The organism is Pseudomonas sp. MF6394 (assembly GCF_002018845.1).
Classification (GTDB): domain Bacteria; phylum Pseudomonadota; class Gammaproteobacteria; order Pseudomonadales; family Pseudomonadaceae; genus Aquipseudomonas; species Aquipseudomonas lactis.
On record NZ_MVOJ01000001.1, the window covers coordinates 275164 to 296812 of the forward strand.

Genomic DNA, 21649 nt, shown 5'->3' on the forward strand with positions numbered 1-21649 from the left:
GCAGTCCTTCAGCCCGTACCGAACTCGATCAACCCTCAGCTTCTCGACCAATCTCAAGCAATGCAGCCGGATTATTCTTGAAAGCTGAAGCAAAGGCCGAGCGATTTTTCGCCATGAAAATACCTACTTCTTCACCCATTTTTTCATCTAACCCAGGCACATTCTGAATCAGTGCCGCAGTGAGTGCTTCGCCAAGCTCAAGCATCGCATCATGTTGATCTGCCAGCTTTTTTTCCACGAAGATTGTCTCCAGGTCTCGGGTACTGCGATACAAGGTTTCTACAGCCATGATCGGCCTCGTTTATGTGATGACTTTTAGTCGGAAACTGATTCAGCAGGTAGGGTTCTCTGCTCAACGCTACAGGTTGCTAGCCTGTACAAAATTATTGTCTACGGCTGTGTGTGCCAAAACCCCACAAGTGAATTCAGAAAGCTGCGTAGCTGAATCCTCTTTCAGATAGGCGATTCCCATCTCGCTTTCAAGTGAAAAACCGCGCTTGAGCTTGTAGTCAAAGAGATTCATGGCATGTGAGGGGGTATGCCAATGAGAATACTCAGCTAGCGTCAGGGTATTGCCGTGTACCACAACGGCCGGGATGTGAAGCAAGCTCAACTGAATGAAGGCCATGTGAACGGCGCGTATGTCGAGATCGATCAAGGTGGCGTGCAGGTGTTGCTGGTAATTGATACCCAGTTCGAGCATTGAATTAGCAAACCCGATGACCATGGCACCAGATCCGCTTGCGGGTTCCGAAAGCGTCACGAAACCTCTGCGCTTCACCTGTGCTTGAATATGCTCGGTATCCATCGCGAGCTTTGAAAGCACGGTTGAAATAGAGGGTGGGGTGAAAAATTGCCCCATATCGGCATTCGATACCCCGAGGCGCATGTAGAGCTCGCCGAGTAGATCACCAGCCTGTAAATCAAGGGCTTGAACGAGATGCTGCAGTAGCTCACCGAATTTGGGCTGATCTTGTGGTTTGTACTTGCCAATGAGGGTTAGATAGCGGGCTTCCCGAACATCACGCGCAGATTGGTCGCACGAATTGCGTATCGCGATTGCGGCCATCTCAACAAAATCGGCGAATACGCTCCTGGCTGGGTAGTAGCCTACAGAGCTGATGATGCTAGACATCGTCGCAAGGCTTTCTTTGGTACTGGGCATTGAAGCACTCCATGATTGAGCTATAGGAGTGAGTCTCTAGCGAGTGGCTGAGTGCCAGAACCACCATTTTGCTTACGGCATTTTGGCTCGCCGTATTCACAAGGTGCCGTTATCGTGAGTAGTGGGCGTCATCCATGCCTGCTACCTGGCCGCAATGAAGCGGCCAGGTACCGATCTGAACAGGAATCTATTCGTGAAGAAAGTTGCACTAATTGCCGCTGCTGTATTGTCCTTGGCCGTCCTGGGCGGTTGCGCTAACGGAAAGTCACCTCTTGACTACGAAACTGGGACTTTCGTCGCGCCAGAGAAAGTTCAACAACTTAAAACTGCTCGCGCATCTCAAGAGCAAGTTGTTAAAGAAATCGGTTATCCATCTTCAAAAGGTGAAATCTCTTCCAAGGAAATTTGGCGATACGAATATAACCTCATTACCGCGATTCCTTTCGTAGGTAAAAACAAAGCCGAAGCGACCGTCTTTGAATGGTCGAAGAGTGGTAAGTTGCTGGACGCTTACAAAACCAATGGTGGGAATGGTAGCTCCAGTAACCCACTCCTGAAAGCCGCTGGTATGTGATTTCAGTCAGATCAAAGAGGGTCTCAGATTGAGCCCCTTTTTTGTTCTTTGCTCATGATAGTCGCAAGGGTCAGGTCGGTGCTCACAGATGGCTGCAGATGGCGCTAATGACATTGTCATAGCTTGAGGCCGGCAAGAGTGAGAAAGGCGGGAGGCAGGTCGTAGAGAGGCAAGGACGGTCAAAGGAGATGAGAGGCGGGCCGCATTTAGCCCGCGCGGATCAGTGTTTGACAACTGCCGAGGGGAATTGAATGTCAGGATCTTCACATCGCTTCAAAAGTGCTTCAATTTGTTGGCTGTAGTAGACCCAGTCAGCACAAGCATTGGCAATCGCAATCTTCATGGTGTCGGCCGATGATGCTTTAACCTCATCCCGCAAGCCTTCTGGAAAGCGAATGTTGAAACCCTGTACGGTGCCTTCCTCAGGATCAATCCGCTGGAACCTTAAAAGCACCTCGTCAGCCACATCTGAGCCCAGCCGGGTGGCCAGGGAGTTGCGCATTGTGATCAGCCGGCGATGACTCTCAAATTGGCTGATAACTGCGAGTGCCACTTCACTGTTGAAACTGCGGAACTGGCGTCGAGCCACCTCTTCGATAGCTTCTTTGAGCACGATCGGAATACGAAGTACGAATTTTTCAGCCGTCCGCGACGGGGCCGCAGGGAATGCGGAATCCGGGGTTGATGTCAGGCTGGTCGAGCTATTCATGGTGTCAGACTCAGGTCGGTAGTCAATAAAACTGGGCGCATTCTCCGCTGAACCTTATCATTTTTCCAGTCAAGAACATGACGCCAAATTGCCTGTTGTCGGATTTCTACGGCAGTTTGGCGCTTTGTTCATGTGGGGAATAGGTTTCAGCAGATGTTTTGCATTCAGAGGCCTTTGAGTGTCTCGTTCAGGAACTCGATTTCTGATTCACCATAGGCCTCAATCAAACCTTTCTTCACCTCAGGGGTGAAGATGTAAGGGAAGACCTCAACTTTTCCTGGAGTTGAGTTGAACACTACCAGTGTCGACTTTGCAGTGGCCTCACGCAATTCACGCACGATGTCCATTTCATCGGCTATTTGGGCAATGGCCAGGCGCATGAAGTCAGTTGGATTTGTGGGGCGGATTGCATTCTTGGGGATCTGCGTGAGATCCAAGCTGAAACCATGCTTCACTAGATTCTCAATGATCTGTTCTTGAAGCCCCTTGTTCAGTACCAAGGTGAATTCTCGATTGCGCTCAGAACCTGATGCAGAGCCTACAATTGCACCAAAGAAAAGGAGTGAGCACGACCACTCTCGGTTTCCAGGACTGGATGACGGTCCCTTAAGATTTCCGAGGGTGAGTTTTGCAGCTTTTGCCGCGCGCAATGATTCGAACATGATCAGGTGCTCTGCTGTTAGGAAGCACCAGAATCAGTGGCTTTAGGGTGTGCCAGAAGCGGGTCATTTGAGAGATTCAATAACTGTGAAATACAACGAAAGCGCCTATTCACTAATTCCACGGACATCCATAAGGCTTAGCTCATAGCCAGCTCGATCCTTGTTGCATAGTTCAATGCCTATGGAGATTAAAGCTCTGCGCGTGCGATATGAAGCACGCGCAAATTGCCCGCGGTTGTGGTCGATCTTGTTCTATTCACGTGGCAACCAAACGGTACTCGCATCAAGATCTACGGTGAATCCTCATGCTGCTATTTCTGCGGCTGCCAAGGCGTAGTCGTCGCCCCATGACTATGTGAGGAAACGAAGTCATCAAGTATTAGCAGTTCGATAAAGGGCTTCTTGCGATCTCGGCCGTTCCAGTCGCTACCATGTCCAGCTACCAGGTGCTGATGTGAATCTCGCAACCGGGGCATAGCTAACGGATGTCCACAGTTAGGTTGATTGAGGCATAGCCCTTACAGCTTGAAGGAGACCTCCACTAGGCATGCAGGTTTCGAAGTAGCAAAGAGCTTATGAGGTCATGGGGGCTCGCTTGATCTTCTTGCTGTGGCGTCCTGAGCCGCACTGAGGTGATGTGACAGCAAACTACTGGTCCACGCGCGCCATGTCGGCTTCGGTGTGAGGAACTCCGCCTTTGTTCAGCCGTTTGTAGAGCGACTTCAAGGTCAGTTCGTCACCGATGTACTCGATCTCCATTTGAGGGAATGGATGGTGTAGAAAACGTCGCATCTGATCGGCGCGGGGAATATCTGACCAGTAGATGTCACCAAAGATTGGGAACTCGCCGGCAAGGAAGTCACGCACGGCCGATACTCGCTGCTGACCATCCAGCAACCATCCAGCCATGGGAGCCGGCTTAGCAGAATCTCCCTCCCACTCACGGCCGTTTACAACGAGAAAACCGGTTCCGAAGCCTAAAAAAACACCTTCGATGAAGCTAACCTTCTTCTCACGGTCCCAGCATTCAGCACGCTGCCAGTCGGGCAACACGAAGCGCATGATTTGGCGGCTTTCTGGAAGAAGGGTGAGGTCGCGATTTATTGAAGCCGTAGGGATCAGGCATTCGATCGTAAAAGCGCGGGTCGTACCATTGAGCAGTCGAGGGGGAAGCATTGCGGTATCTCCATAACGGTTATACCGCACATCTTCTGGTGGTTTATATCGTGCCAGAAGCTACCTATGTATGACTCCACTGATAGCGTCACTAGGCATAAAGCCAGCGACCATCTCAAGACCAACATCGCCTCCGGAAGTCATCAGCAGGGCTGCCATTGGGTGCTGACGCGCCTCTTTTGCGTTCATCCCGAAAGCGTTAAACACTGGGATGCCAAAGTAGATCTGATCTGTCGGTGCAATGCCTACCTGTTCGGAAACCGCAGCCAGGGCACCACTCAGAGCGGCTTTACGCTCACGCCATGGCAGCTCAGAGATAATTCTGGCAGATCGGTTAAATGGTTTACCTACATTGTCCAACGCTTCATAGGGCACTGATTTCATCGACGGTTCTCTGTATTCAGAAGTTGAGTGCACCCATTGTCTTGCTATTAGCGTGTGCCTCAAGCCTGGTCATCCATCTGGATCGAAACTCGCAGACCGAGGCCCTTAATCAGTAGCGCGGCTTGCGTAGGGTTGATCAGCGAATTCTTGAATTGGCGTGGGTCAGACATGAGAATGAGAGTTGAGTACAATCCAAAATGGGGCATGGAATGCATGCCCCTTGGGATGTGCTTTGGGATCAGAAGCAGAAACCATGCTGCATAGGAGCGCTCGATTCAGGGGCAGAATGGGCTGGCTCATTTGTTGGCTTTGGCTCCGACACTGGTGCGACTACCGAGACAGCTGTAGGTGGCTGGTATTCGGGTTCAGTGATCTCACCCTTCTGGACGCGAAGCGCTTGAAGGGATAGGTAGGCTTCAAGGTATGGTCGAAACTTAGATCCGTGAAGACCGCGCGTTGAAAGGTCGCGTCCCTGGGTCTGAGCACGATTCGCGATGTAGTTGCGCTTGTTTTGAGACATCAGCAGGACGTAACCAGCGCTATACCAGCCTTCGATCATTGTGATGATCGCCGGCATGTTCTCCTTGAACACCCGCTGCGCAGATTTGAGCTCGTGATCAAGCCGGGCTTTCGCTTTCGTCAGATCGTCGTCCAATTCACTTACACCACACCATGCTCGGAGGGCTTCGCGTGAAGCTCCTTGGGCCTTAGGAAGTTTCAGGCCTGCAACTGTGCAGAACACTTCTTTGCCAACTGAATTCAGTCCATTGCAGATGTGCTCAAGGCCGTAGAAATCTTTATTCAAAACCTTCTCTGCAAAGCCGATGTGGTACTCGCGGACGTCCGCAGGCTGGCCGGCGCACTTCGCGTGCATGCTCTGCATGTAAAGGGTCGCGATCGAGGTGATCAGTTCAGCCCGGGGCAGACCGGACTGCAACAGGGTAGGGGTGGCATGGCTGGAAGTGCTGATCATCTGAATGAAGCCTCAATGTAGTGAATGAGGCTATTTTCAGATCGGAAATGATGTGGCAGAACCCCTGGAAGAGTAGGCGTACGAGGTAAATCAGGATGCTTGTATGTCTTCAGTAAAGTGTTCCTGGATAGCACTCTCACAGCTAACCCGGTGAGGGCCTGGCCAGTCTTTTACCCATTGCGGCGCCTCCACTGCTAGCCTCAGGTCGTCGGAGTGGTCGTCGTTGTCCTTCAGCTTCAGCGCTTGGAGCATACCCATGTCAAGTATGGCGGCCGTGACATCGATCTGCGTTTCACCCGGGTCCGCCACAGTGGCATTGTCTTGAATCCAGACCTCTGGGTAGAACGTTACGAAAACACGTTGCGATTCTGAGGCTGACGCCAAGTACCAGGTGCGGAATTGAACTGCGGTCGCACCATCGGATGCCGCGGGAAATCGGTCAATGATGTAACCACTGACCTCGATGTTGTGGGACGGTTCGCCGTCGCGTGAACAGGCGAGAAGACCGAACTGGCCTTTGAGATGTGACGGTTGGAAGCAGACCAGTTGCTTCATGCTGTCTTTGTAGTAGACCCGGCAGTTGCCGTTATCGGTGTGGTGGAAAGTCAGAAGTTTCATGGGCGCTCCCAATGATTGGACGCGCCCATGATTAGACCTGGCCCAGCGTGGCAGAACCCTTAGGCTGCCTGTTGAGCGTTTTTAGGCAGATAGCGCTCTACCAACAGTCGCATGCGGCCTGTATCCGGCACATTCGCCTCAAAGACTCGGCCGGGGTCAGTGATACCTGTGCCTTGTGCAGCCTTAACTCCCAAAAGTTCGATGATCGGAGGATCTGATCCATCCTCTGACACAAGGAATATGGATAGCACAGGGTTGGGCTGACCTTCGCGGTCTAGCCTTCCTGTGACCTGCTCGTGCACTTTGGGCGACCAGTCCAGTTCACCGTGCAGCACAACACTGCATCGAGCCTGTAGCCCGTCGAGGCCTGCCCCGGAGCGCAGTGACAGAATCAGAACATTCGACTCTCCCGCTAGGAAGCGACGTTTGGATTCTTCCTTCTGCTTGGGCGACTCACTCCCCGTGTACATAACGGGGTTCCACTGGGCCAGCTCTTCATTCCAGATGTCGTAGACGGCCCGATGCCAGCCTGCAAGAACAATGGGCACATTGTCCTCCAGAAACATGCGCGCGTATTGAGCAATAAATCGAGCCTTCGAGATGCCAGTGGCCTGGCGCACGAGCATGTCGAGCTCTCTGCCGGCCTGACCACGCTCTTCGAAAGTGCCAGTTTGGTACCTAAGGGCTAGCTTTCGAGCTATCTCTTCGATCGACTTCAGAGCCTTCTGATCATGGGCAATGTCCTCAACCATCGTGCTGACCTGGGGCAGCTGTCGTCCTACATCCTCTCGCGTGCGCCGCAGGAAAACCTTCTGTTCCCTAAGGTAAGATCCCAACGCCTCTGGGTCTGATACGTGCTGGCCATCGCTACACCACTCTCGAATGAATTCTCCACGAGTACCTAACACATCGGTCTGAAGGATCTCGAAAATATTAAAGATCTCAATCCCAAAGTTGTACACCGGTGTTGCTGATAGGCCCAATCGAAAGTCCACATTCTGGGCGAGCACGTTCGATGCTTCGCCTTTGACGCTCTCCAGGCCTTTGCGAAGGCCGCCGATCTCATCCCAGCAAGCTGATTTGAAAAAACGACTTCTGAACATATCAACCCACCCGGCCAATTTACCGTATGTGATGATGTAGACGTCGCTGGGCGGGAGGTCGTAGGGCGTTCCGGTCCGGATTATGTGCGCCGACAGATCAGAGAATTCCTCTACCTTGTTCAGCCATTGTTTCTGAAGGTGAGTGTCCACAACCACTAACCCGGGTCTACATGCCGGATTCAGCAGCCACATCACGGTAGCCGCCGTTTTCCCGAGTCCGATGTCGTCCCCCAGCAGAAGTGTGCCGGTAGCGTGGGCGAGTGCAGCAGCTTGCATTTGGTAAAGCCGTGACTGGCATGCGGGCTTCAATCCTGAGCATGGGGACGGAACGAAGCTGGGAAGGAGGATCTGTTCGAGTTCAGCCTTCCGAGCCTGAAAGCCTTTGCGGCCCTTTTTCAAAGCCCTGGCTGCAGAATCCGAAATGTCGAGAGGGTAGCGACTGGCAAACCATTCAAGATCGCTGCAATGCTCCAGATCATTAGGGAACGTGAAGCAATCAACCTGAGTTTTCGATACTCGCGGGAAAATCTGCTTGAGACGGATCGCTACGTGCGGAGCTAACCCCTCAAGCAGCCACTGACGTTTACTGTCTGTCAGGGTCAACTTGCCATAGGTATTCATCGCAGCCACCCCCGGCCCATTGAAGCGAAGATGGCGGGGGTGTCACTGATCTGCGGTGGAATGGCAATTGCTGTAGCGCTGAGCAGGATGATCCCGTCCACGCTTTGGTGCTTTGAATAGCGCTCTAGTTGGCGGAGGATCTTCATCCGTTGGCACCGGGTTTTCATTTCGAGAACGATTGAGAAGCCCGATTCTGAGATAAGAAAATCGGGGATGTCCTGGGCTGAAAGTCTGTGTTCGCGTTTGATGTCAAAACCTGCGCCGAGAAGTAGAGTCTCCATTTGGGCTTGGGCGACCTTCTCATCTTTCATCGCGACGCGTTGACTGGAGCAGAACCTGACAATCTTGGACATGGCTAGTCGAAGAGCCGTTATCCGCTCGTCATTGTCGATAGCCGTGCCCACAACGGAGTGTGTTGGCATATGTGGTAACCATGGGAGATAGTCGTTCAAGTACACCTTAACGACGGGCATCCGGCTATCCAAAACCCATGCATGAAAATTCGCCAATGCTTTGTGACTACTTAACAGATTTCGGCAGCCTGCTCTCGCGAGGAACTGAAATTACGGGTCAGAGCATTGCGTTTCCTCGCTGCAATGCGTTCTTGGATACGGGAGCGGGCGGCCAGCCGTTCTTCACCAAAAGACGGCAACGCTAAGCCCAGCAGGTGGAAGCGCAAGCGTTCTGCTGCAGTCATCCAGTCCAATACTGTGCATCCTGCAGAATCACCCGCCATGTAGTGCCCTGAAGGTTCGGCCAGTCCTGCGCGGTCACCCGTCTCGTACCTGGATTTGGATATCTCAGTTAAGGAATGGCGCTCAGCCGTAATAGCGTCGACACTCAGTGATGAACGGATTTCTTGGGCATGGGCCTCATCGCTGGTTACCGCGGTAGAAGGCTGCGGTTTAACTTCCAGCACAGAAGTTGTAGGTATGTATTTCATGATGAGCCCCGATCAGTGAGTGATTGATAATCGGGGTGTAATGGTTGTGGCAGAAGCCCATGTGGGGTTATCAGTGCATCAATGCCCGGTCCATATCCACTTTGACGCCCGCCCAAGCTTCGAGCTCCCATCCTGATCCGAGCTTCACTCGATAGCTTGCCTCAACCTCGCCGCTTGTGAATACGGCCCGACCATCACCAAAGTGAATGCAGGTGAACCCTTTGTACGGCACCAGGTTTAAGCAGTGTTTTTTCATGTCGACATCTGAGGGAACGTAGTGCTGCTCAACCTTCACCATTTCACCGTCAACCTCACGCTGCCAGACGACCACGGAGCCCTCTTCGACAACCACCTGTAGCGTTTCCTCCTCATCACGATAGAGGACGCCGTATTCCTCACCAAAGGCTAGAGTGCTGCCGGGCATCCAAGGTCTGTGTTGAGGGGCTGCCGTTGTAAGGCTTTGGCGCGTACTGCCTGACTTCAGCTCCATGAGTGCATCCGTGGACCATGCCTGAAGGCCGATACCCCGGCGAGCAAGCAGGTCAACCAAGGCCAAGTGAAGGGCAGATGCAGCATCAGCTACTACGGAGTCATCGTTGTCTGAGCTCATGACCTTGTTCAAGCTACTACCAAGTTCATTAAGATGTTGACGAACACTCTCAACCGAACTGTATGCGGTCGGTACCGCAGCTTTGCGGAACCGGTTAAACAGAGCATGCACACTCGCCTCAAATGAGGTTGGGAGTGGTGCCAGACCGACGTACGCGTCCTCCCGGCGGGTCACGGCTCCCGAGTCGACATCCCCAATCAGGACATACTCACGCTCGCCTGGGTATTGGGCGATGGTGAATAGAGGATCACCCGCCAGGTTGTCTCCGGAAGACGTTTGGTAGGACAGGCTGAGCAGCTCAATAACAAGCGCTGTAGGCCGGCCGATGAAATCCTTCATCAGGGAATAGAACAAGATCTCAGGGTCTTGGCTGTCGTGACTGGAATTGGAGTAGAGAGTGGCCGCGGCCGGGTGGCCAATCTCATAGATGATCCGTTTGCCCATAAGTTGAAGCTCCATCTGGTGAACGTTTAGCCATGATCAATTTTGTGCTCGGAAGCCGACAGACCTGGTTAGAAAATGACGTCTTTGAATAGGTAGGCAGCTACGATAACTTGGAGCATAACAACGAGGTGTACCGGCCGGTTTAGCAGCCACCTGATTGTCGGTGGGGTGTTCTGATTGTCCGCTACTCGTCTCATCATCCGACGCAGCTTCTGCCCCATCTGAGTGTTCGCCACGAGGTCTAGAAGTCCGGCGGGGTTCGCAGAGATCGGTGCTACGCGTTCGGGAATATGTGGGGCGGGACGCGGCTCTTGCTCAGTTCTGTGTGATTTCGCTGCCAGTGCAGACTTGCGTGCTGCCTTCAGTTTTGCATCGTAAACCGAGCGTTTATCCGGTTCAGAGAGTATTTCATAAGCATCTGTGATGATCAGAAATATCCGGCTGGCTTCCTCAGCGTTGTCAGAGTTCCTGTCAGGATGATAGCGCTGAGCGAGGACCTTGTAAGAAGCCTTGATGATTGCCTGATCTGCGTTCTCTTGGACCTGCAGGTTGTGATAATGGGTACGCATATTCGAAATCATGTCTTCTTGGAGAGTGCAGGCGGCTACTGACCACCCATCGCGGGCAAAAGGATCCAATGATAGATGCCGTTCATGTTTGTCAGCAGGAAGCAGGCTTGCAAGGTGAGCAGCCAGCGAGCTTTTATTCTACCGGCATGACCAGCAAGCATCGCGCTGCTCACCAAGAACAACACGTAACCGTAAGAGGAGTAGGTGACATTCAACGACAAGAGCACAGCCCCGGAGATTCCTGCGACAGTGCCAGCTTTTTCCAGAAACCGCGTCAGGTCGAATGTCATTGTCCTGCCCTCATGAGTTGGTAATTGGATTGTGTGTGGAAAGGCTTTGTGCCACCAGCCAAAACGAGGCAGCATTTTCAGGACTTCTGGTTGTGTGGCGTGGTCTTGAGGAATTGAGCTCCCCTCGAACCGTCTGGCGTGGCGAAGCGATAAGCAAGAGGGGAGGTCGGTCAGGTTGGGATTCGAGCGATCTTGAAGAAACACTGGTAGCTATCCCACTGCCTGGCGCTGGCGTATGTGTCGGCCAACACTTCAAGTGCGACGGTGGGAAGAGACTGCACGTTTTCAAATTGCAGAGAACCGGGTTCCTGGAACTCACCGTGCCCTTCAGCGGCAAGTCGTGCAGCGCATGAATCAAACAGCGATTGATCTGCAGTGATATGTGGGAGGGCATACCCAACAAACCGCATCAATGCCGCGTGGGCCGAAGGGTAGAACTCTGGGCCAATCAATCCATCCGAAATGTTACCAAGATCGTGAACATCAGCAAAAATCAGGACATGAGCTGCAGATGCTGGCTCATTTTGTAGTGTTGAAGTAGCTGTCATGTTTCCTCCAGATTAAAGGAGCCCGCAGGCTCCACAGCCATCTGTTTATTCAGCGTCCGGCTCGAACTCTTCCCACAGGCCGAGTTTCACAAGCAGGGCTTTCAGCGCGATGGTAGATGCCTCTGGATCAGTCCCCTGCTCAACGTCGAGCACAGCCTCACGAGCGGAGCTTGCGAGCTCCCGCAGTTGATCTCGAAGGGAGTTCGCACACACCACTGAGGTGTGAGTGCCGGGGATTTCAATAGCGATGCTATCTCCCTCAATCTCACTCCAAACTGCTTCGCTAAGAAGGCACTCGGTGCCATCAGAGTCCGCGAGGTAGACATCATCACCCACCTGCTGAGTTTCAGATGCGTCCCAGTTCAGCTGCGAGCCGCCGGTAAACTCGAACTGCGTCTTGCCGGCCTCTTTGAAGATCTGCTGAGGTACGCCAGCTGGAATGAACTCGATGGTCTTTTCCAGGCGCAGGCCTGTAGTTGGGTGATATGGGAAGAGTGTGGTGGTGGACATGGTGACAGCTCCAGTGCGTGTTTGGTGGAGCCATATTCATGCCTCCTCGCATGTGCCAGAACCCCCTAGCAAAAGAACAACCACGTTTAGAGTTGTGTCAGCTCAGTGCCGGTAGAATCCCCCACATCGGATTTAAAGGATGTGTTTGTGGATCAGGAAAATATCGCTGCCGGCAGTATTGAAGGTGAGGTGATCAGTTTTGTTGCCTCGAAAGGCTACGGTTTCATCAGCGGTGATGATGGCGAGCGATATTTCGTCCATCAGAAGGACGTCAAGGGTGGCGAGCCTCTGACATCCGGCCAGCGAGTGACCTTCGTTCCTACTCCGTCCCCCAAAGGGTCGAAGGCCAGGCATGTTCTTCCAGGAATCGGACCAACCCTGATTTATACCAATCCCGACAATTTTGTTTGGTCGAAATCCGGTGCTCCGAAAGGGATGGAGGTCATGATGATCACCGGGGATGGCTGGGCACAGTCGAACGATCCCAATCTAGCACGCGGGATGTTGGTGGCTCAGGCTCAGGAGAATGGCGCGAATGCTGTGATCTTTGCTTCGCTTGAGAAGTACACCGACTCAGCCGCATGCAGTAATTACCGCTTCACCATGCACCGCTTTACAGGTCAGTACGCCATTGTGAAAGTCGTCAGACTCAGCTCAGATCCAGCGGCCATCATGGAGTCTCAAGCGCAGATGCAGGATCTTCACGACTGGTGGCAAAGCAAGACAGTCCCTCGAAGCGAAACGTGGGAGCTGTCGGCAAACGAAACTAGATTGATAGAACCCGCAAAGGTCAAGTTTATCCTGGGACTAATTTGGTCTTGGTCACTAACCCTACTCAAGATACTTGGGCTTTCTTGTCTGTTTTTTTACCGGCAAGGGGTGAAGTTCATCAAGGGGCGGTTGGCTGCTGACCGAATTGAAGACAAAAAAAGGCCGGATGACCCAGGGGAGTAGGTCATCCGGCTCAGGACCGCGGAGGGGACGCGGATTACTTAACACGATGAGACTGGGTGTCATCCTTGGCACCTGTTCTACAGAGTAACGGCTTGTTCTTGAATGACCACCCAAAACACCCATTTCTTTTTCGTCGCGCGTCTGCCGCTGTACGGGCATGGTTCAACCAACTTTCGCCGAATCGCCAGAAACTTCGCGCGCCTTCTTCACTTCAATCCCCAGTTCAGTAAGGTGGGAAGCGTTGTCTCCACTACGGCACCCGCTAACCAGACCAAGATTTGATAATCCAGCCATGACCATGCCGTCACGATGACTGGCTGCGTCTATTGCGTAAAACAGCGCTTGGGCTTCTCGTGAGTCTAGTAGGCCAGCCACTCGAACTGGATCCGGGTAGCTGCCAGATCCGTCGCATGCACGGCACTTGTAACGACTCGTCCAACCGATCCGCTTGTCCCCAGCACCATTGCACACTGGACACGTTTCGACTTGAGGATCTGAATCAGCCTTTCCAGCAAGGTGTGCGCTATAAGCCCCATTAAAGGTAAGTGACACGATTTCGCATAGTTCGCTATAGGTGTCGGCCTGAAGTGTCCCTTGGTTAGCCGGAAGGATTGTAGGGCCGCCGCCCCACCGGTCGCCGATCTTGAAAGTGATCTGTGCCTGGCACGCCTGCAAATCCAAGTGAATTTCGCTGTAGAAAGAATCCCCGGAAGATCCCAGCGGCCGGAACACATAGGCGGTGATCCTGCGACTACCTCGTTGTGCTACTTGAAGCACGCTTGCGTCGACGTCGTAGCCGATAACGTGGCCCCGCGGAAGCAGTAGTGAGTTCTTCAGTCTGGGGAAGACTTCATTCGCGACCTGGCGGGTGCTATCTGCGATATTCGAGCGGATGGTATTGAGCAGCACCTCTTTCGAGAAACGACCCATCATAGATGCAACCGTAAAGCCACTGTGCTTGGCCTTAGTAAAGCGTCCGTCCTGCTCAAACGAAACGCCCGCCCGGGCGTACGACATATCAGCGCAACCCAGTGATTCAAAACACGCAGCGCGGACACGGGTCGCTAGCATTTCGGTCTCGCGCTCATCTAATTTAGGTGGAATGGTGCAACTCGATTTGCTGGTGGCAGTGTTCATGATCTGGATCCTGATGGCTAATTGACTGAGGCCAATGATCAAGCTAGTTGCGGCGTGCCAGAATCGCAGGCCAAAAAAAACCCACGCCTGGGGGTGTAGGCGTGGGCCGATAAATTTAGGGGATGCCCGAAGGCTTCGAAATCTCCAGCAACGTGCTCAAGGCCGTGAAGCTGGTGACTTGCATGCCCACCCCTGGGCAAATTGATTAAAACATCACTGTGCCAGCACAACTACCCAAAACACGTTGCCAAAATTCAATGGGCATGAGCCCTGCTGCGAGGTCTATCACTAGGGTGGCGTGCAAGGTGAGCTTCCATCGCAAGTTGGGCTGCGTTGGTGACTTGATGTGGTGTCATTAACTCAGCTTGGATTGCACCTGCTTGAACGAGAACGTGTCCGTTGGAGCGGGTGTTCCAGTCGACCACAACAACATGTACGCCTGGAACCATGGTGTACGAGGGAAGTGTGCCCCAGAGACGTGTTCCACGGGTGAAGTTGAACATGTGAGCCAACAGGTTTTGCTTGTCTTCTTCTGTAGCACCTGATGAACGGGTATCGAAAATCGCTAATTTGTTAGCGTACTCATCACCGGCGTTCAGGGTGAGAGAGGACAGGAAATCCTGTGGTAGGCCATTTTCATAGATAGCTTTCAACATTTGGCCGTGGAGCCTGCAACCAGCCTCGTAACCGTACGAGTAAATCCATACGGGCACAAATTCGAGATTTTCTGCTGGTAGGTTTTCATCAGGGGCCCACCCTTTTGCCAGCACTTGTTGCATCATCTCCGCGGTCTTTGGTGTGCTTCGTTCCGTCATACAGATGCCTCAGTGATTAGGTGAGTGCCTATGATGGAGTCCTCCACGTAGTGCCAGAACCGGGGGGTCAGGATTTTTTGGATTTCGCAGACAGATCCGTAGCCCAATCACGAACCTCTCCAGGCACGATTAACTTGAAGCGTGCCCGAGTGCCGCCGGTGTAAATGGCAGCCAGCGCTTTAGCAGCGCCCATTCGGTCGCCGGACTCAATCCTCGATAAGAGGTCAGGTGCGAGCATTACAGTGTCGACCTCTGCGTTTCGAGCATCCGCAACTCGTCCGAGTTTGATAGGGGCGCGGCCAGTAGCATCGAGCCACAAAAGCGATGCTTCGAAATCGGTGGCTTTGTAACCCTTCTTGAGCATGCGTTCTATACGGATAAAGGCCAGGTCATCCTTGGCCATGTCCTTCACAAGGGACGCCCAGCTTGTGTACTTGAACAGTGCACTGTGCGACGGCCGAACGCTTTTGTTGAACAGCTCGATGCAATCAAGCACGAACAGCCTGAACGCTTTGTCTGCGCCTGGCAGAAGACTGAATTTTGCCCCGGCATTGCCTAAGCGCTGGAACCACTCGAATAGGCCCCATTCGGAGTTGCAGAGTATCGTGGCCGGCTCGGTTGGGATCTCGGCGTTGTCGTAGTAGATGACTTTGGTGTCACGCTCTCGACTGCCCTCCATGTGGGCAACTCGAACCACTGGATTCTGGTCGATCAGGGTATTCACTACACCCTCAATCTGCCTACCTGCCCTTATGGAGTGAACGACCTCGCGGCTTCGGGTAGCCGGCGAGCGTTTGCTCAGGTTTCCATCCAGCCTCTGGCATGCGTCGCCGAGAGTGATCACGGGCTGTGGGCAGCGATCCAGGAATGCGCACATGGGCCACGTGAGGTCATGACTCTCGTCAATGATGATGTGGGTGTAGCCCGGGTCTATGAACGTATCGAGCGCCAGCGCCAGGTGCTTGATTCGGTGGTAACCACGCAGAGGCATTTCAATCCGAGGATCCGTAGGCTCTATAGTTTGTTGCCAGAACACTTGGGCATATTGAGCTAAGGCGATTTTATCCAACTCGGATAGTTTGGTATCCAATGGGGGGATGTGGCGAGTATCTAGCGTTGTGTCCCGACTAAAACAGAACCTCATCACCATGCGGTTGCATGTCTGGGCCACTTGCCAGGGTGCCATTGAACCTACTGGCCCAAACCCAAGGCGCTCAGCAGCCAGTGAGGGTGCGAGCTGGTGGGTAGACCATGCGCGCTTACCTGCCCGGCGATATGGCTTGCTCTGGTCTCGCTCAAGACACTCGGTAGCTAGTTGCCCGAAAGTCATCCCAGTTACACGATTTGGACCAATGCGAGCCATCAGGGCTTGGAGCTGAACCTGAGTGTACGCTAGGAGAAGAGGGCGATACCTGCTTAGGCTATCGACCATCCGCTCGATCAGATAGGTTTTCCCTGTCCCCGCCAGTGCCTGGACGTCCATGCTCTCATCAAGCTCACCTCGAAAAACGCTGAAGGTGCGGGCCTGCTGGTTAGTCAGGGTGAACTCTTTCCCGTCATTAGTAACAAATTTCTCAGTGAAGGGATTTAACTGGGCTGACAGCTGGCGCTTAAATTCAAAATTCCACTCCCCATTGGGGAAAACAAAACCGCCCTTTGAAATCAGCTCGGGATCTAGAAGACGTGCGGGGATTCGTTTAAGGTCATTTAGGCCTGTATTGAAGTTATCTCGGTTGAAGCGCTCGGCCATAAGCCGACCAAACTCACCCTGGCCGTTGGATCGCTCAACCTGAATGCCGATGCTGATGAGTTCGGCTAGAGCCTTCTCGGTTTTGTCAGCTCTGAGGTTGTGGCCAGCAAAAGCAGTTGAGTTCTGGATTACAGCCGCACTAGCGATTTCATGAACTGACCATTGGTGGAATAACTCAGCCGACCGTGAGTCCACAGCAGCAAGTTCCTCGGCTTTGTCGATTTCCAGCGGTAGGAAAAGAGTAAGTTTCGGTGTCATTGTGCTGAGCTATTTGACAGCGTCGATTGTGTGTTCAGATTCATATCTTGGCCTTCAATCGTTAGTGAGACCAAGCTGAAGGGACCATTCAGTGCTGTGGCTTCCAATACCGCGGTCCAGTACCCAGGTGTATCAGCTGGTAGCGAAGCCAACTGGTGCACTGAATTATGGTCCGGAGAGTGTACAACTTGTAGGCGTAACAGGGCATCCGGGCCTTTTTCAAAGATTGAAACCTGGAAAATGTCCATTCTTTCGTTGAATGGGCTTGCCACGTAATTCTTTGACCCAGCAAGCGCCTCAAGAGCGCGTATCAGACGCGCGCCCGCACCGAGATATCCATAAAGACTGAAAACTGCCATTACGGCCGCTTCGCGCACTATGTGAATTTCGGAATGATTGAGCCGGTTATGCATGGGAAATGCCTCTAAATTGATGAGACACATTGCCCCTGATCACAGTGTGGCAGAAGCCGTGCTTGTCGATCATGGGTAAAGCTTCAGGGAATGAGCTTTATCTCAGCATCGTCAGCCCAATCAAGCAGCTTGGCTAGCTGCTCGTTCAGATCATCAAGGGCTAAACCTGGTGGATCCTCTGGGTAGCCAAATGGCTTGATTGCATCAAGGCCGTCGATGATGGCAGCCAGATCAAAATCGAAACTGTCACCACCCTCAAGCAGCCATTGGACAGGCAGCTGCTGGCGCAGAGTCAGGGCAATGTCGGATGCAGCTGCGGAGCACTCCCGATCTGTGACCGCCCGGCTGTGCCGGGTGAACACCGAACGAATCTTCAGGGTGCGCGGGGCGGTGCGAGTTTGCACCTTCACACCGAAGGTGATGCTATTGCGTGTCTGAGCGGCAAACGTACCCATTTTCAGATCCAAATGTAGGTTTTGGGGGATTCGGGCTTACCGATTGCGGCCAGGCGACAACGCACGGCGTGTAACTGAACATTCAAGGATGCCAGATCAGCGTTTTCAGCTGAACCTCGAACCAGAACCGCTTTTTGGATGACGGGATCGGCTTCCATCTCAGCCGCTCGCCGACAGAGGTCTTGCCGCAGCATTACGAGGTGTCCTTCTGAAAGGTCAGCAATTGGTGTTGCCAGGGCCTTCTCAAGATCTTGCTGCCCTATCCGGGCACAGCTACGCACAAAGTGGTGGCTGTGACTCATCATCTCAGCCCGTGCGTTAGAAGAGATCATTCCCCAGAAATCACTCGCCAGGCGGGTCAGAATGTTCTTGTTGATGCCCTGAATGTCTTGGGCAGAAATGACCATTTGCTGAGTCAGGTTCTGAATGAGCTCTTCGTTGCTTTCGTACAGGGCTTGGAGTTGGGGCGGGCTTGGGTATTTCATGTCAGGCTCCGTTGAATATGAAGCCAGCATGCGGCAACTTGGTGCGTGCCAGAACCGGGTGGTGCGTTGAAGCCCTACTGTTGCTCTCAACCAACTAGCCGAAGTCCTTGGGTGACTCTCTCAGCCCTTACAAAGGTCTGGTGAGGGTGCTCCCCCGCGTCCACAGAACGAATCAGCACTTGAAATGCGGCCTCGATTGACCCGATGTCAGTAATCGCTTTCGCGGATTGAAGGTCCGAGCGGACACGATCCATCAGCCCCCAAAGTACGGGCTGGAGCTCTGGGAGTGAATCCACCCAGTCATCTTCCATAAGCATAGAGTCGACGTCATACCCTAACGAGGCGCCCAGAGACTTCATCCATCGGCTGAAACGTCGGACAAACAGGATGATCCCCAGGAACTCCCGGCTACCAACGCTGCGGTACCAGCCCGCTCCGCGCTCGGGGAACATGGCCAAGTCACTTGTGAGCATGGCGGCGATGTGTTCGGGCGGGTGTGCTGCCCGCGCGGGCATCGGCAGGGCATTATGGATTGCCTGCGTGAGCATGTTGACGTCGATGAAGTAGTAAGTGACCAGCTTCTGAGACCAGACGGCACGGTCGTACTGGCTGTTGAATTCGGTCATTTGTTGGTACCTCAGCTATGTGTTCTACGCTTATGCCGGCAGAGTTGCTAAAGGGCCTGCAGACGGATAGTCATGCTGGACCATATGGAACAGTGGGTTTTGGCCCACATCAATACCGGTAGCGTTGACATGCGCCTCAAGCGCCAGCATATCGTTGCGAACCATCTTCGCCGTGGCCAGAATTACGTCAGTGCCCTGAGCCTGGGTCTTCGCGATCAGCTTTAATGTTGCAGCTGACGCGACTGCGGCAAGCAGCAGAGTGGTGGTGCGGTTCATTGGTGAAGCTCCTGAAATCTGAATTCCATCTTTGCCGGTGTGCTGAAACAGTAAGGATTGGTGCACGATAGGTGCCGGGTTTCTATGCTGTTTCCTTGGAGTTAAAGCACCGCTTGTGATACCACTGCCCATTGATCTTGAGCTGTTCGCCATGGACATCCTGGACCAATCCGCAGCCAGGTATATTGTCGCCAGCTGCGTACTCCCGTGTAGGCAAGGGCATTCCGAAGAGAGCATTCCCGCCTATCAAGTCCTGGGGCCGGCTCGTGGACCACTTACGGCGTAGCTCAGCAACGCCGCTGGTATCCCCAAACTGGGTATCGGCAACATACTCAGCGTTCTTGAGCCACATCCCCCGGGACAAACCATCGAATGTGTGGCGGATCGATTGGTGGCTGTCCCTTAATACCCTCTCCGTGGCCCTGAGCAGGCCAGATAGGGTCTTGTAGGCGGTTGGATGTCCCATTACGCATTACTCGTTCTGAATTTGAGCGGTAAGTCTTAACCGTAAACAGATGTGCCCCAACCCTCACAGAAAGATTCTGCATGCGGAATCTTTTTATCCGCCCCCAGTGTGTTCGCTGACCTATTCCCGGACGTAAAGGGTGAGGTTGCTCTCTTTCGGAATCGGGAAGGTGTTGATTGGAGCCAGGGCTTCAACCTTTGCCATCGTCATATCCCCACGCGCCGACTTTAGGCAGACGCGCTGATCAGCTTTTACGACCCATCTCTCATTCGGTTGGCCGGCTGCTATTTGAACCAGCTTCCCCATATAGGTACAGGAAGATGCTGACCCCACTACCTTGAGGACAACAATTCCATTCATTCCCGAGGTTATTGGCTGGAGGTTCTGTACCTCCAACGTTTTAGCTGTTGCATAGGCCGGGAGGGCAATCATCATGGCGGAGAGAGCTACTCGCCTCCATGGCAGGCGAGCTTTGTTAAGGGTGGGGCTTCTCATTAATACGTACCTGACGTTAGGGCCGACGCATGATGAGGTTCGGAGGGGCAAGGACAAACCCAAAATGGGGTCGCGGTTTTCAGGATAGGTAAGGCGGTTGTGCCTAACCTTCCCCCAAAAACAGGGCGAGCCCTGCTAGTGCGGTCTTCGCGTTCTATTTAGCGATGGGATACCAAGTGTAAGGGTCGTTCTGCTTCATGCCGGCTCGGACAGCTTCAAGTTCTTGATGCGCCTGCCAGGCTTCATGAAGCTCTGGCTCAGGCAGGGTGTTGGTTGTATGACTCACAGTCCCCCAGACATGCTTCACAGGGTCGTAGCCCACCAGGCGCGCCACCTGTAGGTCAGGGTAACTATCCGGCAGCTGGACTCGCTTAGCCCCACGCTTTTTGCTTTCAACCTTGAGCTTTACGACTAGGCGAACCTGAGCCACCATGTCATCAACATACACCGTCGTTTGCTCGCGGTAGGTGATGGAGCGCTTATTGATCTGCGGCTGCAGGTCAAAGGATAGGCTGACAATCTTCGACAGATCTGTGATGCCGGCACTCACCAGTAGGGAAGAGGAGAACAGTGGGGTTTGCTGTGCTGCTGACTTCATGGGGTCACCTGTTTGGTTGATGGGCCTATTGTTTGGCCTTACCAGGTGTGGCAGAACCCCTGTTGCGGATATTCTCCAGCGCCATATCCATCAGTTTGGAGAGTGTCATTCCTTTTGAAACCAGATGTTCAAGATCTGCTGTTCCGATTCCCTGAGTCAGGTTCCAAAGTGCGGCGATCCGCCTTGCGACCATCTCTTTGGTCTCATCCAGTTGTTGGTAATTGTACGTGGCCGTGCAAAGAGGTATTTTCCCCCCGTTCAAACGAACCGTACGGTATCGATGGCCGCCCACTTCTGCCGTGTGGTTGACCATCCGCTCGATGGTTTGGTCCGGATCGTATGACATCGCAGCAATTCCTAGAAGTGATTTACTCCATTGAACCGCCGATGTTGACGTGCCAGAACCGGGGACAATCAACCTATGGTTTTATGTGGACTTGGTAGGTCGCGCTGGGAGTCTGAAACGTAACGTTCGTCTCGACGGGTTCGCCTTTAGCCCGCATGGTTACGCGGTTATAGGGTGGTACAAGCTTGCCTTCCCAAGCTTGGGAGTTACCGACGCTGACCGAACTTATGGCCTTCCCGTCGCGGGTGCAAAGATCTTTTGACGATAAATCCTTGGCTGTGACTACGTTGGGCTGAACAGGGTTAAGCAGAACGCAACCCCGTGCTGGGTTCTGGGCAAGTGCGGGCGTGCAGGTAAGCAAGAGGCATAGCGCGGCTGCTACGGCTGGATCGGACATGAGGTATTCCTGACTTCTGTCTTGGCACATGGCCTTAGCTTACACGCGTGCAGCGAAGGACTTTGCATTAAAGCCTGGCTTGAACCTGGGGCTACCAACATGAAGCTAGAGCTGTCAGAGCGTGGCCTTACATAGGTTGGCCGCTTCCTCGGCGCATTACCCTTTGAGTAGCAGGCTGAGGAATTCATCGCTCGCCGTTCGCCTCAAGCTCGCGTCAGGTGTCACCGTCGATCTCTTCATGACCTTCGGAGCATTTTGATCCTGATAGGTGAAAGTTGA

General features: G+C 53.3%; 29 protein-coding genes. 2 read left to right on the forward strand and 27 right to left on the reverse strand.

The genetic code is table 11. From position 1 onward, the window contains the following. Nucleotides 1-28 precede the first annotated feature (28 nt). Together MF6394_RS01495 and MF6394_RS01500 are read right to left on the reverse strand one after the other, a co-directional pair. Nucleotides 29-289, reverse strand: coding sequence for a YebG family protein (locus MF6394_RS01495; protein ID WP_078465939.1), 261 nt, complete (start codon nucleotides 287-289; stop codon nucleotides 29-31). Between the two features lie 69 nt (nucleotides 290-358). After that, entirely contained in the window at nucleotides 359-1165 is an 807-nt protein-coding gene (locus MF6394_RS01500; protein ID WP_011923186.1) for an N-6 DNA methylase, read from the reverse strand. Between the two features lie 193 nt (nucleotides 1166-1358). Here MF6394_RS01500 and MF6394_RS01505 point away from each other — a divergent pair, with 193 nt between their 5' ends. After that, a complete protein-coding gene (locus MF6394_RS01505; RefSeq protein WP_078466155.1) occupies nucleotides 1359-1739 on the forward strand; it encodes a hypothetical protein in 381 nt (126 codons plus the stop codon). Between the two features lie 220 nt (nucleotides 1740-1959). Here MF6394_RS01505 and MF6394_RS01510 read toward each other — a convergent pair whose 3' ends face one another. The 14 genes from MF6394_RS01510 to MF6394_RS01570 all read right to left on the reverse strand — a co-directional run bounded on the left by MF6394_RS01510 (nucleotide 1960) and on the right by MF6394_RS01570 (nucleotide 11899). Beyond that, nucleotides 1960-2448, reverse strand: a complete 489-nt coding sequence (locus tag MF6394_RS01510) for an Arc family DNA-binding protein (RefSeq protein WP_078465940.1) — start codon at nucleotides 2446-2448, stop codon at nucleotides 1960-1962. 164 nt (nucleotides 2449-2612) lie between these two features. Further along, on the reverse strand, nucleotides 2613-3110 hold the full coding sequence (locus MF6394_RS01515) for a hypothetical protein (protein WP_153045972.1): 498 nt from the start codon (nucleotides 3108-3110) through the stop codon (nucleotides 2613-2615). A gap of 648 nt (nucleotides 3111-3758) precedes the next feature. Then, nucleotides 3759-4286 carry a DUF262 domain-containing protein gene (locus MF6394_RS01520; protein WP_078465942.1) on the reverse strand — a complete coding sequence of 176 codons (528 nt, stop codon included), beginning with the start codon at nucleotides 4284-4286 and terminating at the stop codon, nucleotides 3759-3761. A 60-nt stretch (nucleotides 4287-4346) separates the two neighbouring features. Then, nucleotides 4347-4670 (reverse strand): hypothetical protein, encoded by a 324-nt coding sequence (locus tag MF6394_RS01525; protein WP_078465943.1) that lies wholly within the window; start codon nucleotides 4668-4670, stop codon nucleotides 4347-4349. 238 nt (nucleotides 4671-4908) lie between these two features. Next, nucleotides 4909-5643, reverse strand: a complete 735-nt coding sequence (locus MF6394_RS01530) for a hypothetical protein (protein ID WP_011923180.1) — start codon at nucleotides 5641-5643, stop codon at nucleotides 4909-4911. 90 nt (nucleotides 5644-5733) lie between these two features. After that, nucleotides 5734-6261: a hypothetical protein gene (locus tag MF6394_RS01535; protein WP_078465944.1), complete on the reverse strand. Its 528-nt coding sequence runs from the start codon at nucleotides 6259-6261 to the stop codon at nucleotides 5734-5736. A gap of 59 nt (nucleotides 6262-6320) precedes the next feature. After that, entirely contained in the window at nucleotides 6321-7985 is a 1665-nt protein-coding gene (locus MF6394_RS01540; RefSeq protein ID WP_011923178.1) for an SNF2-related protein, read from the reverse strand. Beyond that, the gene (locus MF6394_RS01545) at nucleotides 7982-8338 is read right to left on the reverse strand and encodes a hypothetical protein (protein ID WP_153045973.1); all 357 of its coding nucleotides are present in this window, start codon (nucleotides 8336-8338) and stop codon (nucleotides 7982-7984) included. Before MF6394_RS01545 ends, MF6394_RS01540 begins: the two co-directional genes overlap by 4 nt. A gap of 170 nt (nucleotides 8339-8508) precedes the next feature. Continuing rightward, nucleotides 8509-8928, reverse strand: coding sequence for a hypothetical protein (locus tag MF6394_RS33670; RefSeq protein WP_153045974.1), 420 nt, complete (start codon nucleotides 8926-8928; stop codon nucleotides 8509-8511). Between the two features lie 70 nt (nucleotides 8929-8998). Continuing rightward, nucleotides 8999-9982: a hypothetical protein gene (locus tag MF6394_RS01550; RefSeq protein ID WP_078465947.1), complete on the reverse strand. Its 984-nt coding sequence runs from the start codon at nucleotides 9980-9982 to the stop codon at nucleotides 8999-9001. Between the two features lie 68 nt (nucleotides 9983-10050). Beyond that, entirely contained in the window at nucleotides 10051-10551 is a 501-nt protein-coding gene (locus tag MF6394_RS01555; protein ID WP_161952147.1) for a J domain-containing protein, read from the reverse strand. A gap of 35 nt (nucleotides 10552-10586) precedes the next feature. Beyond that, a complete protein-coding gene (locus MF6394_RS01560) occupies nucleotides 10587-10841 on the reverse strand; it encodes a hypothetical protein (protein WP_078465949.1) in 255 nt (84 codons plus the stop codon). A gap of 170 nt (nucleotides 10842-11011) precedes the next feature. Then, nucleotides 11012-11389, reverse strand: a complete 378-nt coding sequence (locus MF6394_RS01565; protein ID WP_078465950.1) for a hypothetical protein — start codon at nucleotides 11387-11389, stop codon at nucleotides 11012-11014. A gap of 45 nt (nucleotides 11390-11434) precedes the next feature. Continuing rightward, complete coding sequence (locus MF6394_RS01570) at nucleotides 11435-11899, reverse strand: hypothetical protein (RefSeq protein ID WP_078465951.1); 465 nt, start codon at nucleotides 11897-11899, stop codon at nucleotides 11435-11437. Between the two features lie 147 nt (nucleotides 11900-12046). Here MF6394_RS01570 and MF6394_RS01575 point away from each other — a divergent pair, with 147 nt between their 5' ends. Beyond that, a complete protein-coding gene (locus tag MF6394_RS01575; RefSeq protein WP_078465952.1) occupies nucleotides 12047-12853 on the forward strand; it encodes a cold-shock protein in 807 nt (268 codons plus the stop codon). A 162-nt stretch (nucleotides 12854-13015) separates the two neighbouring features. On the opposite strand, the gene MF6394_RS01580 is transcribed toward MF6394_RS01575, so the two are convergent. From MF6394_RS01580 to MF6394_RS01630, 11 genes are all read right to left on the reverse strand, one after another. Beyond that, entirely contained in the window at nucleotides 13016-13990 is a 975-nt protein-coding gene (locus MF6394_RS01580; protein ID WP_078465953.1) for a hypothetical protein, read from the reverse strand. Nucleotides 13991-14244: 254 nt separating this feature from the next. Beyond that, the gene (locus tag MF6394_RS01585; protein WP_153045975.1) at nucleotides 14245-14772 is read right to left on the reverse strand and encodes a hypothetical protein; all 528 of its coding nucleotides are present in this window, start codon (nucleotides 14770-14772) and stop codon (nucleotides 14245-14247) included. Nucleotides 14773-14872: 100 nt separating this feature from the next. Beyond that, the gene (locus tag MF6394_RS01590; protein ID WP_078465955.1) at nucleotides 14873-16813 is read right to left on the reverse strand and encodes an AAA family ATPase; all 1941 of its coding nucleotides are present in this window, start codon (nucleotides 16811-16813) and stop codon (nucleotides 14873-14875) included. Continuing rightward, the gene (locus MF6394_RS33675) at nucleotides 16810-17226 is read right to left on the reverse strand and encodes a hypothetical protein (RefSeq protein ID WP_153045976.1); all 417 of its coding nucleotides are present in this window, start codon (nucleotides 17224-17226) and stop codon (nucleotides 16810-16812) included. The genes MF6394_RS01590 and MF6394_RS33675 overlap by 4 nt, the downstream gene beginning before the upstream one ends. Nucleotides 17227-17309: 83 nt before the next feature. After that, the gene (locus tag MF6394_RS01595) at nucleotides 17310-17681 is read right to left on the reverse strand and encodes a hypothetical protein (RefSeq protein WP_078465956.1); all 372 of its coding nucleotides are present in this window, start codon (nucleotides 17679-17681) and stop codon (nucleotides 17310-17312) included. 2 nt (nucleotides 17682-17683) lie between these two features. Beyond that, the gene (locus tag MF6394_RS01600) at nucleotides 17684-18166 is read right to left on the reverse strand and encodes a hypothetical protein (protein WP_078465957.1); all 483 of its coding nucleotides are present in this window, start codon (nucleotides 18164-18166) and stop codon (nucleotides 17684-17686) included. Between the two features lie 86 nt (nucleotides 18167-18252). Further along, nucleotides 18253-18792, reverse strand: a complete 540-nt coding sequence (locus tag MF6394_RS01605) for a hypothetical protein (RefSeq protein ID WP_078465958.1) — start codon at nucleotides 18790-18792, stop codon at nucleotides 18253-18255. 30 nt (nucleotides 18793-18822) lie between these two features. Further along, nucleotides 18823-19068, reverse strand: a complete 246-nt coding sequence (locus tag MF6394_RS01610; RefSeq protein ID WP_078465959.1) for a hypothetical protein — start codon at nucleotides 19066-19068, stop codon at nucleotides 18823-18825. Between the two features lie 586 nt (nucleotides 19069-19654). Further along, on the reverse strand, nucleotides 19655-20029 hold the full coding sequence (locus MF6394_RS01620) for a hypothetical protein (protein ID WP_153045977.1): 375 nt from the start codon (nucleotides 20027-20029) through the stop codon (nucleotides 19655-19657). Nucleotides 20030-20183: 154 nt separating this feature from the next. Then, entirely contained in the window at nucleotides 20184-20627 is a 444-nt protein-coding gene (locus tag MF6394_RS01625; protein ID WP_078465962.1) for a hypothetical protein, read from the reverse strand. A gap of 25 nt (nucleotides 20628-20652) precedes the next feature. After that, on the reverse strand, nucleotides 20653-20973 hold the full coding sequence (locus tag MF6394_RS01630) for a hypothetical protein (RefSeq protein ID WP_078465963.1): 321 nt from the start codon (nucleotides 20971-20973) through the stop codon (nucleotides 20653-20655). Between the last annotated feature and the right edge of the window lie 676 nt (nucleotides 20974-21649).

What these genes read in the sequence shown, in the direction of transcription:
- MF6394_RS01540 (WP_011923178.1), bottom strand. Translation starts at nt 7,985, where the DNA reads ATGAATACCTATGGCAAGTTGACCCTGACAGACAGTAAACGTCAGTGG.
- MF6394_RS33670 (WP_153045974.1), bottom strand. Translation starts at nt 8,928, where the DNA reads ATGAAATACATACCTACAACTTCTGTGCTGGAAGTTAAACCGCAGCCT.
- MF6394_RS01550 (WP_078465947.1), bottom strand. Translation starts at nt 9,982, where the DNA reads ATGGGCAAACGGATCATCTATGAGATTGGCCACCCGGCCGCGGCCACT.
- MF6394_RS01605 (WP_078465958.1), bottom strand. Translation starts at nt 18,792, where the DNA reads ATGACCGAATTCAACAGCCAGTACGACCGTGCCGTCTGGTCTCAGAAG.
- MF6394_RS01560 (WP_078465949.1), bottom strand. Translation starts at nt 10,841, where the DNA reads ATGACATTCGACCTGACGCGGTTTCTGGAAAAAGCTGGCACTGTCGCA.
- MF6394_RS01545 (WP_153045973.1), bottom strand. Translation starts at nt 8,338, where the DNA reads ATGTCCAAGATTGTCAGGTTCTGCTCCAGTCAACGCGTCGCGATGAAA.
- MF6394_RS01495 (WP_078465939.1), bottom strand. Translation starts at nt 289, where the DNA reads ATGGCTGTAGAAACCTTGTATCGCAGTACCCGAGACCTGGAGACAATC.
- MF6394_RS01580 (WP_078465953.1), bottom strand. Translation starts at nt 13,990, where the DNA reads ATGAACACTGCCACCAGCAAATCGAGTTGCACCATTCCACCTAAATTA.
- MF6394_RS01565 (WP_078465950.1), bottom strand. Translation starts at nt 11,389, where the DNA reads ATGACAGCTACTTCAACACTACAAAATGAGCCAGCATCTGCAGCTCAT.
- MF6394_RS01530 (WP_011923180.1), bottom strand. Translation starts at nt 5,643, where the DNA reads ATGATCAGCACTTCCAGCCATGCCACCCCTACCCTGTTGCAGTCCGGT.
- MF6394_RS01585 (WP_153045975.1), bottom strand. Translation starts at nt 14,772, where the DNA reads ATGATGCAACAAGTGCTGGCAAAAGGGTGGGCCCCTGATGAAAACCTA.
- MF6394_RS01520 (WP_078465942.1), bottom strand. Translation starts at nt 4,286, where the DNA reads ATGCTTCCCCCTCGACTGCTCAATGGTACGACCCGCGCTTTTACGATC.
- MF6394_RS01600 (WP_078465957.1), bottom strand. Translation starts at nt 18,166, where the DNA reads ATGAAATACCCAAGCCCGCCCCAACTCCAAGCCCTGTACGAAAGCAAC.
- MF6394_RS01570 (WP_078465951.1), bottom strand. Translation starts at nt 11,899, where the DNA reads ATGTCCACCACCACACTCTTCCCATATCACCCAACTACAGGCCTGCGC.
- MF6394_RS01535 (WP_078465944.1), bottom strand. Translation starts at nt 6,261, where the DNA reads ATGAAACTTCTGACTTTCCACCACACCGATAACGGCAACTGCCGGGTC.
- MF6394_RS01625 (WP_078465962.1), bottom strand. Translation starts at nt 20,627, where the DNA reads ATGAAGTCAGCAGCACAGCAAACCCCACTGTTCTCCTCTTCCCTACTG.
- MF6394_RS01610 (WP_078465959.1), bottom strand. Translation starts at nt 19,068, where the DNA reads ATGAACCGCACCACCACTCTGCTGCTTGCCGCAGTCGCGTCAGCTGCA.
- MF6394_RS01555 (WP_161952147.1), bottom strand. Translation starts at nt 10,551, where the DNA reads ATGCGTACCCATTATCACAACCTGCAGGTCCAAGAGAACGCAGATCAG.
- MF6394_RS01620 (WP_153045977.1), bottom strand. Translation starts at nt 20,029, where the DNA reads ATGAGAAGCCCCACCCTTAACAAAGCTCGCCTGCCATGGAGGCGAGTA.
- MF6394_RS01630 (WP_078465963.1), bottom strand. Translation starts at nt 20,973, where the DNA reads ATGTCATACGATCCGGACCAAACCATCGAGCGGATGGTCAACCACACG.
- MF6394_RS01515 (WP_153045972.1), bottom strand. Translation starts at nt 3,110, where the DNA reads ATGTTCGAATCATTGCGCGCGGCAAAAGCTGCAAAACTCACCCTCGGA.
- MF6394_RS01500 (WP_011923186.1), bottom strand. Translation starts at nt 1,165, where the DNA reads ATGCCCAGTACCAAAGAAAGCCTTGCGACGATGTCTAGCATCATCAGC.
- MF6394_RS01590 (WP_078465955.1), bottom strand. Translation starts at nt 16,813, where the DNA reads ATGACACCGAAACTTACTCTTTTCCTACCGCTGGAAATCGACAAAGCC.
- MF6394_RS01510 (WP_078465940.1), bottom strand. Translation starts at nt 2,448, where the DNA reads ATGAATAGCTCGACCAGCCTGACATCAACCCCGGATTCCGCATTCCCT.
- MF6394_RS01525 (WP_078465943.1), bottom strand. Translation starts at nt 4,670, where the DNA reads ATGAAATCAGTGCCCTATGAAGCGTTGGACAATGTAGGTAAACCATTT.
- MF6394_RS01595 (WP_078465956.1), bottom strand. Translation starts at nt 17,681, where the DNA reads ATGGGTACGTTTGCCGCTCAGACACGCAATAGCATCACCTTCGGTGTG.
- MF6394_RS33675 (WP_153045976.1), bottom strand. Translation starts at nt 17,226, where the DNA reads ATGCATAACCGGCTCAATCATTCCGAAATTCACATAGTGCGCGAAGCG.